The 17327-nt window shown below is 60.3% G+C and carries 16 protein-coding genes; 5 read left to right on the top strand and 11 right to left on the bottom strand.

Annotated elements, in window-relative coordinates; translation table 11 throughout:
- Window positions 1-75: 75 nt before the first annotated feature.
- The 10 genes from CFB04_RS10465 to CFB04_RS10510 form a co-directional block, all read right to left on the bottom strand.
- On the bottom strand, window positions 76-576 hold the full coding sequence (locus CFB04_RS10465; RefSeq protein WP_088535219.1) for a cytochrome C: 501 nt from the start codon (window positions 574-576) through the stop codon (window positions 76-78).
- Entirely contained in the window at window positions 573-878 is a 306-nt protein-coding gene (locus CFB04_RS10470) for a hypothetical protein (RefSeq protein WP_088535220.1), read from the bottom strand. The genes CFB04_RS10465 and CFB04_RS10470 overlap by 4 nt, the downstream gene beginning before the upstream one ends.
- Window positions 879-885: 7 nt before the next feature.
- Entirely contained in the window at window positions 886-1170 is a 285-nt protein-coding gene (locus CFB04_RS10475; protein WP_088535221.1) for a hypothetical protein, read from the bottom strand.
- A gap of 69 nt (window positions 1171-1239) precedes the next feature.
- Window positions 1240-1473: a cbb3-type cytochrome oxidase assembly protein CcoS gene (gene ccoS / locus CFB04_RS10480; RefSeq protein WP_088535222.1), complete on the bottom strand. Its 234-nt coding sequence runs from the start codon at window positions 1471-1473 to the stop codon at window positions 1240-1242.
- Between the two features lies 1 nt (window position 1474).
- A complete protein-coding gene (locus tag CFB04_RS10485) occupies window positions 1475-2461 on the bottom strand; it encodes a cbb3-type cytochrome c oxidase subunit II (RefSeq protein WP_088535223.1) in 987 nt (328 codons plus the stop codon).
- On the bottom strand, window positions 2458-3840 hold the full coding sequence (locus CFB04_RS10490; protein WP_088535224.1) for a cbb3-type cytochrome c oxidase subunit I: 1383 nt from the start codon (window positions 3838-3840) through the stop codon (window positions 2458-2460). Before CFB04_RS10490 ends, CFB04_RS10485 begins: the two co-directional genes overlap by 4 nt.
- Window positions 3841-4251: 411 nt before the next feature.
- The gene (locus tag CFB04_RS10495) at window positions 4252-4803 is read right to left on the bottom strand and encodes a cytochrome c3 family protein (protein WP_088535225.1); all 552 of its coding nucleotides are present in this window, start codon (window positions 4801-4803) and stop codon (window positions 4252-4254) included.
- Entirely contained in the window at window positions 4800-5873 is a 1074-nt protein-coding gene (locus CFB04_RS10500; RefSeq protein WP_088535226.1) for a hypothetical protein, read from the bottom strand. The genes CFB04_RS10495 and CFB04_RS10500 overlap by 4 nt, the downstream gene beginning before the upstream one ends.
- Window positions 5860-7734: a quinol:electron acceptor oxidoreductase subunit ActD gene (locus CFB04_RS10505; protein ID WP_088535227.1), complete on the bottom strand. Its 1875-nt coding sequence runs from the start codon at window positions 7732-7734 to the stop codon at window positions 5860-5862. The genes CFB04_RS10500 and CFB04_RS10505 overlap by 14 nt, the downstream gene beginning before the upstream one ends.
- Window positions 7735-8024: 290 nt before the next feature.
- Complete coding sequence (locus CFB04_RS10510; RefSeq protein WP_088535228.1) at window positions 8025-10952, bottom strand: 4Fe-4S dicluster domain-containing protein; 2928 nt, start codon at window positions 10950-10952, stop codon at window positions 8025-8027.
- A gap of 151 nt (window positions 10953-11103) precedes the next feature.
- On the opposite strand from CFB04_RS10510, the gene CFB04_RS10515 reads away from it, so the two are divergent.
- The 5 genes from CFB04_RS10515 to CFB04_RS10535 all read left to right on the top strand — a co-directional run bounded on the left by CFB04_RS10515 (window position 11104) and on the right by CFB04_RS10535 (window position 15355).
- Window positions 11104-12897 (top strand): thiamine pyrophosphate-requiring protein, encoded by a 1794-nt coding sequence (locus tag CFB04_RS10515; protein WP_088535229.1) that lies wholly within the window; start codon window positions 11104-11106, stop codon window positions 12895-12897.
- A gap of 33 nt (window positions 12898-12930) precedes the next feature.
- Window positions 12931-13377 (top strand): DUF2231 domain-containing protein, encoded by a 447-nt coding sequence (locus CFB04_RS10520; RefSeq protein ID WP_088535230.1) that lies wholly within the window; start codon window positions 12931-12933, stop codon window positions 13375-13377.
- Window positions 13378-13520: 143 nt separating this feature from the next.
- A complete protein-coding gene (locus tag CFB04_RS10525; protein ID WP_088535231.1) occupies window positions 13521-14462 on the top strand; it encodes an NADP-dependent oxidoreductase in 942 nt (313 codons plus the stop codon).
- A gap of 21 nt (window positions 14463-14483) precedes the next feature.
- Window positions 14484-14792 carry a hypothetical protein gene (locus CFB04_RS10530; RefSeq protein WP_088535232.1) on the top strand — a complete coding sequence of 103 codons (309 nt, stop codon included), beginning with the start codon at window positions 14484-14486 and terminating at the stop codon, window positions 14790-14792.
- 107 nt (window positions 14793-14899) lie between these two features.
- The gene (locus CFB04_RS10535; protein WP_088535233.1) at window positions 14900-15355 is read left to right on the top strand and encodes a hypothetical protein; all 456 of its coding nucleotides are present in this window, start codon (window positions 14900-14902) and stop codon (window positions 15353-15355) included.
- Between the two features lie 187 nt (window positions 15356-15542).
- On the opposite strand, the gene CFB04_RS10545 is transcribed toward CFB04_RS10535, so the two are convergent.
- Window positions 15543-17258 (bottom strand): methyl-accepting chemotaxis protein, encoded by a 1716-nt coding sequence (locus CFB04_RS10545; protein WP_088535235.1) that lies wholly within the window; start codon window positions 17256-17258, stop codon window positions 15543-15545.
- Window positions 17259-17327 lie beyond the last annotated feature (69 nt).

Raw genomic sequence — 17327 nt, forward strand, 5'->3', positions numbered from 1 at the left:
CTGAGGATCAGTAACTACACTTCCGGGCGAGCGCTGCGTCCGGAAGCCCACCAGAGCAGGATGCCGAACGAAGGCTCACGGAGCTGCCGCGAGGGAGCGGACGTAGAGGACGATATGCCAGCGGTGCCTGGGAGACACTACCCGTTCGAGCACGGGACCGTGCCCCGCTCCGGTCAGCATCCGTCGCAGCAGCTGCCCGTCCCGATAACCGCGGACCCTGGCGGAACGGAGATCGGCGGGGACAGGTGAGTAGCTTTCACCTACCGGGCCGTTCCCCCTCCCCTCCTCACCATGACAGAATATGCAGTAGTAGCCGTAGTAGACCTTTCCCCTTTCAATATTGAGATCCGTCGCCTCCAGAGGGTTCGTCGCGAGCGCCGCCTGAGCGGAAGAGGGAATACCTTCCGGCACGTGAACGGCGACGGTCCCTTCCGGTGGAAGCGGAGCCACCGTTTGGTAGGCGCGTATGTGGGGCTGCTCTTTCATCCGAGGGCCCGTGTAGAGAACGTACCCGAAGAGTGATGCGAGGATGAGCGCAGGAACGGCGACGGCGACGACGATTATCGCTTTCCTCATCGCGCCCCTCCCCTTTCACGCAACTGTTCGTTGCGTGGCTTCGGCGGCAGCCCCTTTTTCGCTTCCGGAAGCCTTTGCAGCTGCCGTTGCGGAGCCCGGCTCTCCCACGGCTGCTCCGTGGAATAGATGGATTCGGCCGGAGTGTCGGGAAGCTGCCCCACATCCCAGTAGCGCGGCCCTTCCGGCACGATCCGGTAAACGAACCATCCGAAAGCGGCAATCGCGATGCTGAACAGGGTGATTATCACCCACTCCCACGGGGAAGGGATCTCCCGGTCTTCGTCGTACTTTCTCATCGCCATCCTCGCCTCACCAGTTGGGAACGGTCGTTGCGGCCAAGTAGAGGTGGGTTATGGTATAGAGGGTCGTGCCGATTATCACCAGCACCAGAACCCACGGCATGAAAGTCAGCACCCACCTGAAGAAGCTCCCCGGCCCCCTGATCTCTATCCTGGGTTCCCGGACGCTCTCATGCCGCCGGGGCCGCCACATGGCCCAGTAGGTAAGCCACAGCATGATCGTCAGGATTATTCCCGCCAGCAGCGAGACGACGATCCACTGGTTCTGCTGGACATAGAGGCTGAAATACATCATGTCGCCAAACCTCCATTGATTCTGCAACTCCGCCACAGAGACCCAGAGACGCGGAGGGAAGACTGCAAGTCAGACTTCCTGCCTCGCAACCTGCCTGTTTTCCCTGTGCCCCTGTGTCTCACTGGCAGATTGGAGAAGGTCTCGGTTTTCGTCATCCAGCGGCAGATAGCGCGCCCGCTCCTGGTCGCTGAACTGCCTCGTCCTGACTCCCCACAGAAAGATGAGTCCGATGCAGACGATCATCAAAGCGGTGAAGCCGATCCAGATGAAGAGGAACGCGCTGCTGTGAGTGATCTCCGCCATCTTACTCACCTCTATTCGCCGGCGTTTCGTGGGTATTCTCCCAGGTGTTCTCGTAAGAAGCATCGATTCCCCGGGGCTCGATGCCTGCGTCGGTATAACCCAAAAAATAGACCGCCAGATAGTTGGAGACGTCCCAGATCTTTTCCGATTCAAGGTGCTTCTTGAAGTACGGCATGGCCGTACCCGTGATTCCGTTCATGACCTGGTAATAGAAGAGGCCGCCGATGTACTTCCCGTCCACCAGGTGGCGGCGAAGCGTGGTGAAGTTGAGCGGCGGCGGGTAGACATGTTTCGCTGCCAGCCCCATGCCGTCACCGATGGGACCGTGGCAGTTGATGCAGAAATCCTGGTAGATCCGCTTCCCGCGTGCCAGGGCCACCTCCGTCGCCGGATAGGGATTGGGCATCCGTCGCCACACGTCCGGCACCTGGGCATGCAGCCATTCGACGTTGCGGTCGGGTCCTGACTCGTAGGCAGCTATGGCCGGGGCCTTCCACCTGTTCTGCCGGGCGACCCTCTCGTCCGCCATCTTCCCGCCAAGCGCCTGCATGAAGGAGGTCAGCTGGCGGATCTCCTCATCCCCCAGAAATTCCCACGACGGCATGAGAGATATCGGACTCGTATGTCGCGGGTTCTTGAAATGGGCTATGTGCCAGTCATCGGGATGCTCCCCACCTTCCTGGGAGAGGTCCGGCCCCGTCCTCTCGGTGCCGAGAATTATCGGCTCCATTCCTACATAGTCCCCCGCGGCCGCTATCCGCTCGGCGCCGATGTCCCAGTCATTGATCCGGATGTAGAGGGAGTGGCAGTAGCCGCAGCCATTGCGGTTGTAGAGCCGGTGGCCGGCAGCCTCGGCCGGGGTCCATTCCCGCCATATTTCGGAAGGGGTCTCTTTCATCGTCATTGATGGAATTCCGACAATGATGAAGGAGGAAGCCCAGAAAACCATGAGTGCCCCGATGATGAGGAGGGCCGGCGACATCTTCATAGCGGCTCCTCCGCCTGTCTCAGTTCGTCAGCATCGACGGCCCCGGACCGGAACATGCTCATCATTATGTTCAGTAGCCCGACCAGCGCCCCGGTGAGGATGAATATGCCGAGAGCGGCCCGTGACACCATGTAGGGGCGCAGTTGCGGCAGTGTGCGGTAGACCGTCTCACCACTGTTCCAGGCATTCCCCTGGTTCACGCCGGCTGCGGTCAGGACGAGAAAGAAGCCGACGAGCCCGAAGGTGATGAGCCCGAACTGGAGGTTTACCAGCTTCGTGGACCAGAGCTTCCTCCCCGTGATCTGGGGGAGGATGTGCCAGGCTGCCCCCAGCGCAATGTAGCCGGCGAACCCCAACATGGCGATGTGGGAATGGCCGACAGTCCAGTTGTTGAAATGGGTGACCCTCTGCAGGTAGGGAAGCGACTGCACCGGCCCCTGAATGCAAGTTATCAGGTACCAGACGATTCCCGCCATCACAAGCCTTCCCCCAGGATCGTGCCAGACCTGGGCCCCCCGCTGCCTCGCAGTGAGCCACAGGTTCATCACGACGATTCCGACCGGAATCACCATCGCCACGGAATCTACGATGGAAACCGCCTTCAGCCAGTTCGGTATCGGGGACTGGAGTATGTGGTGCCCCCCGATGTGGGTGTACATCGCCACCAGCAGCCAGAACCCGAGAAGCGAGAGGGTGTGGGAATTGAGCGGCGTTTTCGTGACGCGGGGAATTATGTAATAGGCAGCGCCGGTGGCAAGCGGCGTGATGAAGAGTCCCGGGAGGTTGTGCCCCCAGTACCAGAGGAAGATGGAATCGATGAGGCCCGGCATCGCCCCGGTTTCCGGATGCCACATCACGTTGCCGATGGGGTAGTTGCCGGCGGTCCAGAGAAAGGTAGCCATGAAATACCAGACCGAGACGTAGAGCTGCTGCTCCGTGCGGTTGACGATGGTCATCACCATGTTCACGATGAGCAGCGTCACCGCTAGCATGAGGAGGACATCCGCCCACCAGACATACTCACTGTACTCCCGCCCCTGCGTATATCCGAAGGAGAAGCAGATCGGGCCGCTCAGGATGACGGTGTTCCAGAGGAAAAAGCTCCCCCATGCAAGGGGCTCGGACCAGAGCTTTGTCCGGAGAAGCCTTGGAACGTAATAGAGGCCGCAGCCGATGAGGGTAGTACCCACGAAGCCGTAAAGCATCGTTTGCACGTGGATCGGCCGCTCCCGGCCGAACACGAGCCATGGGATGTTGGTAAAAAACTCCGGCGACACCAGGTGAATGGCCGACACCATCCCATAGAGAGCGCCCACCACGAACCATACGGCGCCCGCTACCATGAAGGCGAGGGCTGTGGAGTTGGGTTTGTTGAACATGCCTTTTCCTTTAGGTTCCTAGCTGCGTTTGCCACGGAGACACAGAGACACAGAGGACGTATTTGGCCATAGGCCTTGTCCGTACAGGATCCCTCACCAGCGAATTACACAGAACAACGATTCCTCCGTGTCTCTGTGCCTCTGTGGCAGGGCCGGCCCTTCGAGGTTGTTCAAAAACAGTCAGATCGTCGCACCGCAAAAGCCCACGAAGCAGAGCTACGCAGACTAGCTGAGACTAGCGGCGTCAGATTCGCGAAGATTCCGTCGTCGGCTACGACCGATGGCCCGCAGGCGTAGCAGCGCTACGTCGAGGAGCCTGAGGAGAAGCCGGCGGCGGAAGGGCGCGAATATGACGTCGCCTCAGAAGAGGACGGCGGCGAGATGGCTGTTTTTCAACAACCCCCCAGATCCTCACCGGTGGCAGGTGAAGCAGTCATGGGTCGCATGACTGTCCCGGTGACACTGGATGCAGAAACCCATCTGAAACTCATGCGCCGCCACCACCCGGTCCATCATGGCCACGTTGCCGTGGCACCTGCCGCAGTCGATACCCCGCTGCACGTGAACCGAGTGGTTGAAGTAAACGAATTCAGGCACCCAGTTCACCCGTTCCCAGACAATCGGCTTACCCTGATCGTAGTGGCGCCGCAGATCCTGAATGTACGGAAAAGTCCGGATGATCCGGTCGTGGCAGAGGATACAGGTCTGCAGGGGAGGTATCCCTGCCCGGGCCGAGTCCGTCACCTGGGTATGGCACATCAGGCAGCTGATCTTCTTGACGTGCACGTGCACCCGGTGGCTGAAGGGAATCGGCTGGCGCGGCCCGAGACCGTGCGGATAGAGCCGGTCAAAGAGGATGAGGACGATGAGCGCCAGAAGCAGGAGTACGGCCACCACTGCTATGGCCGGCCTATTCTCGAACTTTTTGGCAAGTTCCTGCTCGTTGTCCACGCGCTCCGTCACGGTTTCTCCTCACCCACGGCGGTCCGCGGCACGTACCGCTCGAACAGCTCCATTCCAAGCCCGAGGAACCCCGCGAAAGCCGCCGCTGTGGCCAATTCCTCCGCTCCAAGCATCAGTTCCTTTTCGAAGGTGGGCACCACAAGCCACCACCGCTCCACCCACATCCCGGCAAGAATCAGGAAAGAAACGCCGCCGAGCCACCAGCGGCTGCGCTTCGCCCGCTCCATCAACAGGAGGACGAGAGGCCCCAAGTAGACAACGGCAAGCAGCGCCATGCTCACCGACTTCCAGGGCTGGAAGTTCATGCGCGGCGCCACGAAGCGGACCTCGTGAGGAAGGGCTTCGTACCAGATGGGGAGCAGGTGGGCATACATGAAGTACGTCGTCATGAGACTGAAAGCGACCACCAGCCGCCCTAGGTCGTGCAGGTGTCCCGGCTGCGCCTCCGGCCGCCACACTGCCATGAACGTCCAGCAGGTGATGGCAATGTAGAGGCCGGAGATGAAGAAGTAGCCCCCCGCGAGGGTACTGAACCAGTGAGGATCCAGCGCCATCACCAAATCCATGCCGAGGAGGGAGAAGACCAGCGCATACAGGGCGATCAGTATTCCCCCTGCCACCATGCCGTTCCCTTTTCTTCTCGCGGTATAATGCACCGCCGCCCCCCAGAACAGGAGCAGAGCCAGCCCGTCCCTGGCGAAGATGAACGAGTTGTCGAGCCAGATCCCCTGGTGGAACCTGGAGATGTACCAGGGAGACCAGTGCGGGCTTCCTATCCAGAGGACGAGAAGGGCCAGGAGCGACGGGACGGAAAATCCGATCCCCGCGGCCGCCAACCGCTCGATCCCTGTATGCCACGACCCGTTGCAGGCCCTGACGATGGCAGGCCATACCGCCAGTCCGCCGGCAAGGGAGGTAAAGAAGATGAAGTTTACCAGCAGGGCACGCCACGCCCGGGGGCTATCATCCCCCACCGCAAACTTCAGCCAGATGAGCCAGCCGCCGACGGCGAGCAGTGCCCAGAGGAGGGTTCGTAGGGAGACACCGTGATAACGGTTACCGGTGGACATGCATCTCCTCCGGCGAAGCCGCAGCAAGCAGCTGTTGCAGTCGTTCCGTCTCCCCCCCCTTGCATGAGACGAGAAGCCCGAACATGTCGCGGCTGAAGCGCGTGTCGTAGTACGGCTCGGTCTTCATGCGGAAGAGCCGGGTGTGGAAGAGCAGGCCGAGGAAGTTCCCCAGGCTTCCCAGAAGGATGGTTCCCTCGAAGCCGACGACACAGTAGGGGATTATGGATACAGCGGGTTTGCCGCCGACGATGAGTGAATTGACGAGACCCGTGCCGATAGCGAGCCAGAATCCTCCCACCAGGCCGCACAATGCCCCGCCGAGGGTCCAGAACCGTACCGGGCTTTTCGGCAGCGTCATCACCTTCTCGGCCTCATCCACCTTGACGGGCGAGAAGGTCTCCATGGTGCCGAAACCGCCGTCGCACGCAGCCTTCAGCGCCTGCACCATCCGCCCGGCATTGGAAAACAGGGCGAGGACCGCCGGCTGTCCCGGCTCGATCTTAGTCTTCACGCAGCAGGCGCATGGGGCGGTGGGTTCGATTTCCTCGTCGGCTATCCTCATCTTCAGATCGCTGAGGGGCACCGTGGGAAGGAGCTTGCTGAACCCGAAGAACCAGAAGAAAAAGAAGGCGAAGGAGCCGGTGGTTATGACGACTTCGACCCATGTCGGAAAGTAGGTCCCCCAGTTGTGGGGGAGGAAATCGTGGGCAAGAGAGGTGACCACGAGGAAAACCCGCTCAAGCCACATCCCGATGTTGATGATGAGTGAGATCACGAAGAGAGCCACCATATTGGTCCGCACCCGCTTGAAGACGAACAGGAGCGGGATCAGCACATTAAAGGGGATCAGCAGCCAGAAGATCAGGGCCGCATCCCCCGTCATCCGCCATTTGTAGAGCTGCCACTCGAATACGTCCCCCGAGTACCACGCGATGAAGACCTCCATGGCATAGGCATAACCTACTATCGAGGCCGTAAGTATGATGGTTTTTGCGATAGCCTCGAAATGCAGCGGGGTTATCAGCCGCTCCAGTTTCAGCAGCTTTCGCATCGGAATAAGGAGCGTCAGCACCATTGCAAGGCCGGAATGGATCGCGCCGGCGACGAAGTAGGGAGGAAAGATGGTGCTGTGCCACCCCGGCAGGTTGCTAATGGCGAAGTCCCACGAAACTACGGAGTGGACGGAGATCACCAGCGGTGTCGCCAGGGCTGCAAAGAAAAGGTACGAACGGCCGTAGTGGTGCCACTGCCTCCCTGTACCAGACCAGCCGAGAGCCATTAATCGATAGAGCCGGCTGCGGAAGGCGTCGCGGCCGAGTTCCGCCTCGTACCGGTCCCGGGCCGCCGCCATGTCGGGAATCAGGCCGACAAACCAGAAGATTAGGCTTACGGTGAAATAGGTGGTCACGGCACAGACATCCCAGATGAGGGGGCTCATGAAAGTAGGCCAGATCTGCCGCTGCGACGGGTACGGTATTATGTAGTAGAAGACCCAGGTGCGGCCGAGATGGATTATCGGAAATAGTCCCGCCGTCATCACGGCAAATATCGTCATCGCCTCGGACGAGCGGGAGACCGCATCGCGCCAGTTGGCGCGCAACAGGTAGAGAATGGCGGAGATGAGGGTGCCGGAGTGTGCGATTCCGACCCAGAAAACAAAGTTTCCTATATAAGTGGCCCAGCCCACAGGATTGTTCAGGCCGGTAACCCCCATCCCCATCCGCATCTGGTACAGCCAGGCGAGGGCAGCAAGGCCTATGACGGCGGCAAGTGCACTGATGGCCAACAGGTAAGGCAGATGGGGCTTTCGCATGGCCACGAGGACGTCATCATTGATCTGGCCGTAGTTCAGTTCAGGCACGGCTCCTCCGACAGATAATGCCTAACTTTCCGGTCCAATGTTTAACAGGATGGACAGGATAGGCAGGAGAACTTCAAAAAACCTAGCCGCTGCAAATGTCGCGAGTTCAAATCGGTCTCTAAAGCATTCAGGAAGCTGCTTAAAACCCCAGGGATGTTCAAAAATAGCCGGATCGTCGCACCCGCAGAAAGTCCCATGGAGGCGTAGTACCCTCTAGGGCATAAACAGCGCTACGCCGCACACGGCGGCATTCGAGGAGGGCGGCGAGATGGCTGTTTTTCAACAGCCCCCTATGCACTAACATCCACATCGTTCTCCACACGCCGCAGGTAAACCACCGCCGGCTTCGTGTTAAGTTCCTTGAGTACCTGATAGCGCCGCGGGTCCGTGCGGATCAGCCTGGACACCTGCGATTGCGGATCAAGCAGATCTCCGAAGGTGAAGACCTTTGTCGGGCATGTCTGTGCACAGGCCGGAACGACCTCGCCGTCTCGGACGTCACGGTTTTCCACCATCGCCCGGTACTCCGCCTGCCGGATACGCTGAACGCAGAAAGTGCACTTCTCCATGACCCCCCGCGACCGTACCGTCACTTCGGGGTTGAGCTGCATGTCGAGGGGCTTCTCCCACTTCGTGTCGAGCCAGTTGAAACGCCGGACCTTGTACGGACAGTTGTTGGAGCAGTAGCGGGTGCCGATGCAGCGGTTGTATACCTGCGCATTGAGCCCTTCCTCATTGTGCACCGACGCGTACACCGGGCACACCGGTTCACACGGTGCGGTATCGCAGTGCTGGCAGAGCATCGGAAGCCAGGCAAGCCGCAGCCCTGGTCCCGGTTCTTTCCGGTAGGGAACTACCCGAAGCCATGCCATCTCCAGTTGCCGCGCCACCTGCTTCTTTCCCATCACCGGAATATTGTTTTCGGCATAGCAGGCAACCGTGCAGGCCCCGCAGCCGATACATCGGTGGAGATCGATAACCATCGCCCACCGGTGCCGGAGATACTCCCGCTTGGGGTAGAAATCCCGTTCCTTTCTGTACCCCTCCGGGAGAGGAAGAAAGAGCTCCTCACCCTCCCCCGGCTTCATCATGCGCAGAAGAGACTGGGAAACCCATTGTACGATACGACGCCCGTGCTGCTCTCGGGTAGGTACGGTATAGGTCGGATCGTTTTCCCGCCGCTCTCCAGTCCGGCGTATGCGGCAGGAGGGGAATATCCGCCCCGACTCCGGCGCCCCGAGCAGCAGAAATGCGTTGGCGCCGGTCTTGCGGGCATTCCGCCCCATTGCCTGATGTCCCTGTCCGAACGCAATCGCCGCAACATTTTCAGCGACCTCGTCGGTAATCCGTACCGGCGCCCTCAGCGTGCCTGCCGCAGTTGTCAGCTCTGCCACCTCTCCGTTTGCAAGTTTCAGGGCAGATGCCCTCCTGGGATGGATATCGATCCAGTTCCCCCAGGCAATGGAGGTAACCGGATCAGGAGTTTCCTGAATCCATCCGCGGTTGGCGGTCCTTCCGTCGTAGAGCATGACCGAGGCCCATGGCCAAAGCTCTACGGTCTCCGGGTCCGTTGACTGACGAGGGACTCCCGTAAGCATACCGGCGGCACCGGCATTGAACCTCACCTCTGCTGCAGGGACAGATTCCTGCCAGTATCCACCGCCACGCAATGCATCAGTCCAGAATCCGTCTCTGGAGCGGCCGGGGGCAGCCGCCCGCCGCACCTCATCCCACCGCGCCGCGAGCCATCCACGAAATCCCGACTCCTGGCTGAAGCCGGGGCGGGACAGGGGACGCCCCGCCCGCCGGGCAAGAGAAAGAAATATGTCACCCGCCGACATGCTGTCGGTGATTCGCGCCATCCCCGGCTGCAGAAGGCCGTTAACCCCGGGGTAAGGCGCGTATTCGCCCCACGCCTCCAGTGGGGAGTCTATGGGGAGCACCCAATCCGCGGCTTCGGCGGTTTCATCAGGCATCGTGCCGAGGAAGACTACGAGCCCCGCACGGCGTATCAGATCCAGTGTGCCGGGACGGGTATAAACAGGGTTGGTGTCGTGGATGAAGAGGATGTCGCTGGGGCCGAGAGTGCCGAAAAAACGCTGCAGCTCTTCCTCCGTAGCGGCATTCGAAAGCGCATGAGGACGCGAGAAATCCACGGTTTCGCCGATACGGCCGGCGGCGTAGTTGAGAAGGGCGCAGGCGACCGCCGTCTCCAGAGCCTGCGGAGCGGAACTTCCCACCGGGCCGGCGAGGGCCACACTTCCTTCCGCCTCCACGAACAGACGGGCAAATTGTGTAACGGTCTCACCGGAAACACCGGGAATAGCGCCAGTGTCCTGAAGCACCCGGTCGATTGCCGGACGAACAGCCGACAGGTCCCGCCGCGACCAGCCTCGGTCGATGATTACCTTGAGCATCGCCACCGCCACCGCGCGCTCGTACCCCGGTGGCACCTGCAGGAAATCGTCGGCATTGGCAGCAGTCATCGAAAAGCGTGGGCCGACGTACGCCATCCTGCTTGCCCTGCCCTGCGTCTGGGCACCACGGAACTCCCCGAATCGTGAAGCATATGCCACGGGTGAAATCCAGCTCTCGAGGAAATCGGCGGCAAAGCTGATGACGAACCGGCACCGGTCGATCCGGTAGTCGGGGACCAGCGGCAAGCCGAAGAGAGCGCCGTGAGCCTTTTTCAGCGTTTCGTAGTGAAACGGCTCGTACAGAAGGAACCTTTTGGAGCCGAATGTCGCCGTGAATCGGCGCATGACCTCCGAGAGCGAACCGGTCTGCAGGCTGGAAAGCACGGCAACACTGCGCCCGGGCAAACTTCCAGCTATCTCCCTTAGCGCCTCCTCCCAGCTCCGCTCCCTCTTCCTCCCGCCCCTTGGGCGGTGCCAGACGCCTTTGATCCTGTCGGGATCGTAGAGACCCTGGACCGACGACTGCCCCCTGGGGCAGAGGGCCCCGGCGTTCACCGGGTGAGCAGGATTCCCCTCCGCCTTTGTCACCCTTCCGTCGCGGTGCCACAGCATCATGCCGCACCCTGCGGGACACTCGCGGCAGGTTGTGGCGAAATGGCTCCATTCTCCGGGGCGGGTCTGTTCAGGTGGATTGACGTAGGGGACGAGCTTGTTGACGAGCTTGCGTCCGGGCTCGGCGGCAAGAGCCGCTCCGGCTCCGCCGGAAAGCCACATGAAGGTGCGTCTCGTCATTTTCGGCATCGCTGCTCCTGCAAGGTGTCTGTCATTCAAACCTTTAATAAGTTTCGTCCATTTCTTAATCTTGTCAAGGCTCCCAGCCGTGACCTTTCCGGACAACCTGCTAGACTTTAGAAAGAATCGTGCAGACTGCCGCCGTCGAGAGGAGAGAATCATGGCAACTACGACCAGCGACTTTCTCGTCCATCGCCTTCACGAATGGGGGATTCGCCGGGTGTACGGCTATCCGGGTGATGGAATAAACGGCGTCATGGGAGCCTTGAACCGCTCAAGGGAGCGGATCGAGTTCATTCAGACCAGGCACGAGGAGGATGCGGCACTGATGGCTTGTGCCCATGCCAAATTCACTGGAGAGGTGGGAATTTGCATCGCGACATCGGGCCCCGGCGCCATACACCTGCTGAACGGCCTTTACGACGCTAAGCTGGACCACCAGCCGGTGGTGGCGATCGTCGGTCAGCAGGCAACCTCCGCCCTGGGGTCCGATTACCAGCAGGAGGTCGACCTAATCTCCCTCTTCAAAGACGTGGCGGGGCACTATGTCCACATGGCGAGCACCCCCTCCCAGATCCGCCACCTGGTAGATCGCGCCATACGCATCGCGCTCGCCGAACGCACCGTGACCTGCATCATTCTCCCCAACGACATTCAGGAGATGGATGCAGTCGCCTTCCCGGAAAGGAAGCACGGGACGACCTTCACGGGCACCGGCTTCAGCCATCCTGAAGTAGTGCCGGCACGAGAAGACCTGCGTCGGGCAGCCGAGGTTCTCAACGCCGGAAACAGAGTGGCTGTTCTCGTAGGGGCAGGGGCAAGCGGCGCGGCCTATGAAGTCATGGAGGTTGCCGAACGGCTCGGAGCCGGTGTCGCCAAGGCACTGCTGGGCAAAACCGTCCTTCCCGATGAACTCCCCTATGTCACCGGCTCCATCGGCCTCCTCGGCACAAAGCCGAGCTGGGACATGATGATGAACTGCGACACCCTCTTCATGATCGGCAGCGGCTTTCCGTATGCGGAGTTTCTGCCCAGGGAAGGCCAGGCTCGCGGAGTCCAGATCGACATCAGCGCAAGGATGCTCGGGCTGCGATACCCCATGGAGGTGAACCTGCAGGGGGACAGCGCCCTCACGCTGCGGGCGCTCATCCCGCTCCTGGAGAAGAAGACCGATGGCAGATGGAGGGAGCAGATCGAGGAGGGTGTGAAAGAGTGGTGGGACGTTATGCATGCAAGGGCGATGCTTGATGCAAACCCTGTCAACCCGCAGCGGCTTTTCTGGGAGCTCTCACCCAAACTCCCCAACAACTGCATCCTCACCTGCGACTCCGGTTCCGCCGCCAACTGGTATGCCCGTGATATCAGGGTACGCCACGGCATGATGGCATCCCTTTCCGGCAATCTCGCCACCATGTGTCCGGCGGTCCCCTACGCGCTGGCCGCCAAGATGAATCACCCGAAGCGGCCTGTGATCGCCATGGTCGGCGACGGAGCCATGCAGATGCTCGGCATCAACGGACTCATCACAGTATCCAAGTACTGGAAGAGGTGGGGAGACCCGCGCCTTATCTTCCTGGTCCTCGACAACCTCGACCTCAACCAGGTGACCTGGGAGCAGCGGGTGATGAACGCGGACCCGAAGTTCTCGGCCAGCCAGGACCTTCCACCCTTTCCCTACGCCAAATATGCCGAAATGATAGGCCTGCGCGGCATCGAGGTCCGCAGCCCGGAGCAGATCAGCAGGGCGTGGGACATGGCCCTCAACTGCGACCGCCCCGCAGTGATAGACGCGCACTGCGACCCCGACGTCCCCCCCCTGCCCCCGCATATCACTTTAGAGCAGGCAAAAGGATACATGTTCTCCATCTTCAAGGGGGACCCGAACCTCGGCGGAATGGTTAAGCAGTCAGCCAGGCAGATGATGGCGACATGGCTGTCGCGGAATGAGAAATAACCGGCACCGCCACTATGGACAGCGGAGGTACCAATGATCAGCATGGCCAGTATCGCGAAACACCCGGTCCATCCTATGCTCATCCCGCTCCCCATCGGGCTCTGGATATTTTCCCTCGTGTGCGACATCATAATGCTCTCTACCGGGAACCCCCTCTGGAGCATTCTCTCCCTCTACACCATGGCGGGGGGGATCATCGGCGCCCTGTTCGCCGCACTGCCGGGATTGGTGGACTTGTTCACCCTGAACCCCTCATTCGTGAAACGGCTGGGCATCTGGCACATGGGCGTCAACCTCATCATTGTCCTTCTCTATGTGATCAACTTTCTGTGGCGCCGAGAAATCCTCACCGAAAGCGCCGGGCCTTTCATACTCTCCCTCATATCCGTCATGCTGCTCGGAATTTCGGGGTGGCTCGGGGGTGAGCTTGTGTACGTGCACGGAGTGGCGGTGGAACCGGTAGGAAGGCAGCGCCTCTGAGCGGCGGAATCTCCTCACCTCCAGCCCGTGGCACCTGCCCCGGAACCGGAGGCCGGCCATAATTTGTTTACCCCACTGTTGTAACCCGGCGGCCAATTGTTAGAATGTTTACATTTAATTGCGAATGAAATGCAGGAGGTTCCATGAAGGCGATGGTGATCGACCGGTACGGAGGGGCCGACGAGCTGCGCCTCCGTGACGTGCCTGTTCCGGAGATGGGGGAAACGGACGTGCTGATCGAGGTTCGTGCCGCTTCAGTGAACCCCGTGGACTGGAAGATCCGGGAAGGCTACCTCAAGGAAATGATACCGCACCGATTCCCGCTCATTCTCGGATGGGATGCCGCCGGAGTGGTCGCCGCCGCAGGTCCGCGTGCGGGCCGGTTTACCGTTGGAGACCATGTCTTCGCCTGCACGGATATCCGCCGCAACGGCTGCTACGCAGAGTATGTTTCCGTCGACGAAAACCTCGTCTCGATGAAGCCGCACAACCTTAGTTTCGAGGAGGCGGCATCGGTGCCGCTGGCAGGCCAGACTGCGTGGCAGGCCCTTATGGAGCATGCCGCAGTCGCAGAAGGCCAGCGGGTGCTCATCCATGCCGGGTCGGGGGGCGTCGGCAGCCTGGCGATCCAGATTGCGAAAAGTCGCGGCGCATACGTAGTCGCAACCTGCAGCACCCTCCACCTGAGCTTTGTACGTGAGCTCGGCGCCGATCAGGTAATCGATTACACCAGATCCGATTTCACGGAAACCTTGAGCGATTTCGACGTAGTCCTCGATTCGGTAGGAGGAGAGACCCACCGCAAAAGCTTTCAGGTACTCAAACCGAAGGGGGTGCTCGTCTCTATCGTGGAGCATCCCGATGATGAACTGGCCCAGAAGACAGGGGTAAGGGCCGAATACATGTTCATGCAGCCGGAGGGAAAGCGGCTGGCAAGGTTAGGTCAGATGTTGTCGGACCGGGTGATTCGTCCCATGGTGACCAAGACCTACCCCCTCAACGAAGTTAGGAAGGCGCATGAGCTCAGCTCATCCCGGCATGCGGAGGGAAAGCTCGTTTTGCAGATAAGGAATCATGTGACCTGACGGAGAAAGGAGGAGAGCCTGGTGGTATATGTCGACCTTTTATTTTCCATCGCAATCGCATTCGGGCTCACCGTCGTACAGGGTGCCGTTTTCCTAAACCTGGGGCTTCGTTTCCCCGCAGTTTCCCTTTTCGCCATACTGGTCGGTGGCACATGGGGAGGGGGGCAGCTCATGGTGCCGATGGGACCGCCACTCTGGGGAGTAACATGGCTATCGCTTTTCGTTGCCGGCTTCCTCTGCGCCGTTGTGAGCGGTGCAATCCTTCTCCTGCCGCACGCTGGAAGCGTACGCAGCATGAACAGGACCGGACGCCATCACAGGGCCGCCTGACCCGGCAGGACTCGGGAACAGGAACCATTCGCACCTGGCGGATCGCCAGAAACATACGAACTCAACCCCCACCCCCTCTGTTCAGGGGGATGAAACCAGGAGGGAACATGTACGTAAATACGCTTCGTACTACAGTCCATTCTCAGATGGATACCATGCGCCGGCTCCTCCTAGATTCCATCGATCATCCTCAGAAATACCAGAAGAAGGTTCAGGACGCCCGGGTTGTTGAATTCATGACCGACGGCGTCATCAGGGAGGTGAGAAAGGATGGATCGACCATTCGTGAGGGGATATCTGTGGCGGAACGCAAGAACGAGTTCCTACTTACCAACGAGCTCCTGGAACACCCGCTCTACTCCGGGAGGATACTCACCCGCATCGTCCCCACTTCGGTGCAGAATCCGATGAGTCCCATCTCTCTCGAAGTTACCCTGGAACTGGAGCGGAAAGATTTCAAGGTGGAGGGGATGCTGCCGGGGGAGGAAGCGATCGTGAAGGAGGTGGAGGAGGAACTGGAAGTCTTCAGGAAGAAGGCCGAGGAGATGGAAGTGCATGCCTGACAGGTCACCGCCGCCAAAGGGAGAAAAGTGTCCCGCGGGAATCTGCACGCCGGAGGCCGGAAACGGGTGCCCCCACTGCGGCGGCCGGGAGGAAAAGGTCTACTGGTGTGACGTCTGCAGGGAGTTCTTTGAAACCAAGCGATGCCCACAATGCGGGCTGAAACTGAAACGGGCGGGGTGAGGAGTCTTAACCCGGTGCGTCTAATTCTGGCACCTCCCCCTTCGCCAGCCTGAAACCAGCCATTTCCTTTTGCAGCAGATCGATCTGGCGCGCAAGGCCGGAGACGGCCCCGTTCATGACACGGGTCACATCCTGGCTGGTCTCCGTCGTTCCCCGGAAATCCTCAACCGCCTTCACGATCCGCTGGCTGCTCTCCATCTGCTGCTCGCACGCCTGTCCGATATTGCCGATCATCATGGTTATGTCTTCGGTGGCGTGGACGATGGAAGTGCCGGCGGCACTCTGTTCCTGGGTGGACCGCCGGACCTGGCTCGTGAGCTCTTTCATCCTCTCGGCGGCACTCATGATCAGCTCCCCCCCGCGCTCCTGTTCACGTGTCGAACGAGCGATCTGCTTTACCATCTCCGCAACCCGCTCCATGGCCAGGTGCATCTCCTGACTCCCCTTCGTCTGCTCGACAGTGGTTGCCGCAATTTCGGTGACCTGCGTGGTTGCCTGCACCACCCCGCTCACGATCTTGGCAAGCGCTTCCCCCGACCGCTGGGAAAGCTTCTCACCTTCGGCAATCCGTTTCTCCGACTGTGCAATGGCCTCGACCGCCCGCTGGGTCTCCTCCTGCACCCCCTTGATTATCCCGGTGATCTCACGGGTCGAGTTGGTTGTACGCTTGGCGAGCCCCTTGATCTCGTCGGCCACCACCGCGAAACCCTTGCCGTGCTCTCCAGCCTGGGCTGCAATGATGGAGGCGTTGAGGGCGAGGAGATTGGTCTGCTCGGCCAGCTCATCGATGACGAGGAGTATCTTCCCGATGTTTGAGACGCGTCCCGAAAGGTTGTCGATGGCGTCGAAAGTGATGCGTGAGGAACGGCCGATCTCGCTCATACCGAAGATGGTCTCCATCACCGTCTCCTGTCCGCTCTCCGCATCGGTACGCACTGTCTGGGTGATGTCGGCCGCAGCCATGGCGTTCTTGCCTACCTGCATTATGGAGGCGTCCATCTGGGCCACCCTGGCGGCCGTGGAGGTCGCTTCCTCCATAAGGCTGTTGACGTTGCGGCCGATCTCCTTTTCCGCTTCCGCCATCTCGATGATCGAGGCGCTCACTTCCTCCACAGCGGCAGAGAGTGTCTCGACGTGAACGATCACCTCCTCGATGCTCGCCGACATCTGCAGGATTGAGGACGCATTCTCCCCGGCGGAGCGCGAAAGTCCGTCCACCGCCTGAGCCACCTCGTTCACCGACTGGTTGATCTCCTGCACCGCTGTGAAAGTCTGTTGAACCCCTTCCGATTGAAGTTGTGAGGCGTTGACTCCCCGGCGGGAAACCTCGCGAATGTTTCCCGCGATCTGGCGCAACTCTCCGATGGAGCCGTTCACCCGGGCCGCCATTCCCAGGAGGCGCTCCATCATCGTGTTGAAGTTGTCGTTGAGCATCCCCAGCTCATCATGGGAGGTTGATAAGACCTTAACCGTCAGATCCCCCTCAGCCCCCCTGTCCATGGCGGCTGCCAGCTCCTTGACCCGGTGTACGAGCCGACGCCTGGTGTGGAGCCAGAGTACCAGCCCGATCGCACAGATGTCTATTACCAGCGCCGCCAGGACCGCGGGCGGGACGTCGGGTCCGGACATCAGTGATAGTCCGGTGCCGAACAGGGCGCTTACGAGGCCGACGAGAAGGGAAGAACGGATGATTGTGGAGCCGAGCCGCAGGTTTCTAGCCATACATACCTCTGACGTTGAGGTCATCGTTGGTCGGGTATCCCGGTCTGTTCTGCAGGAAAGGGGATTTTC

The sequence above is a fragment of the Geobacter sp. DSM 9736 genome, from assembly GCF_900187405.1.
Taxonomy (GTDB): Bacteria; Desulfobacterota; Desulfuromonadia; order Geobacterales; family Geobacteraceae; genus DSM-9736.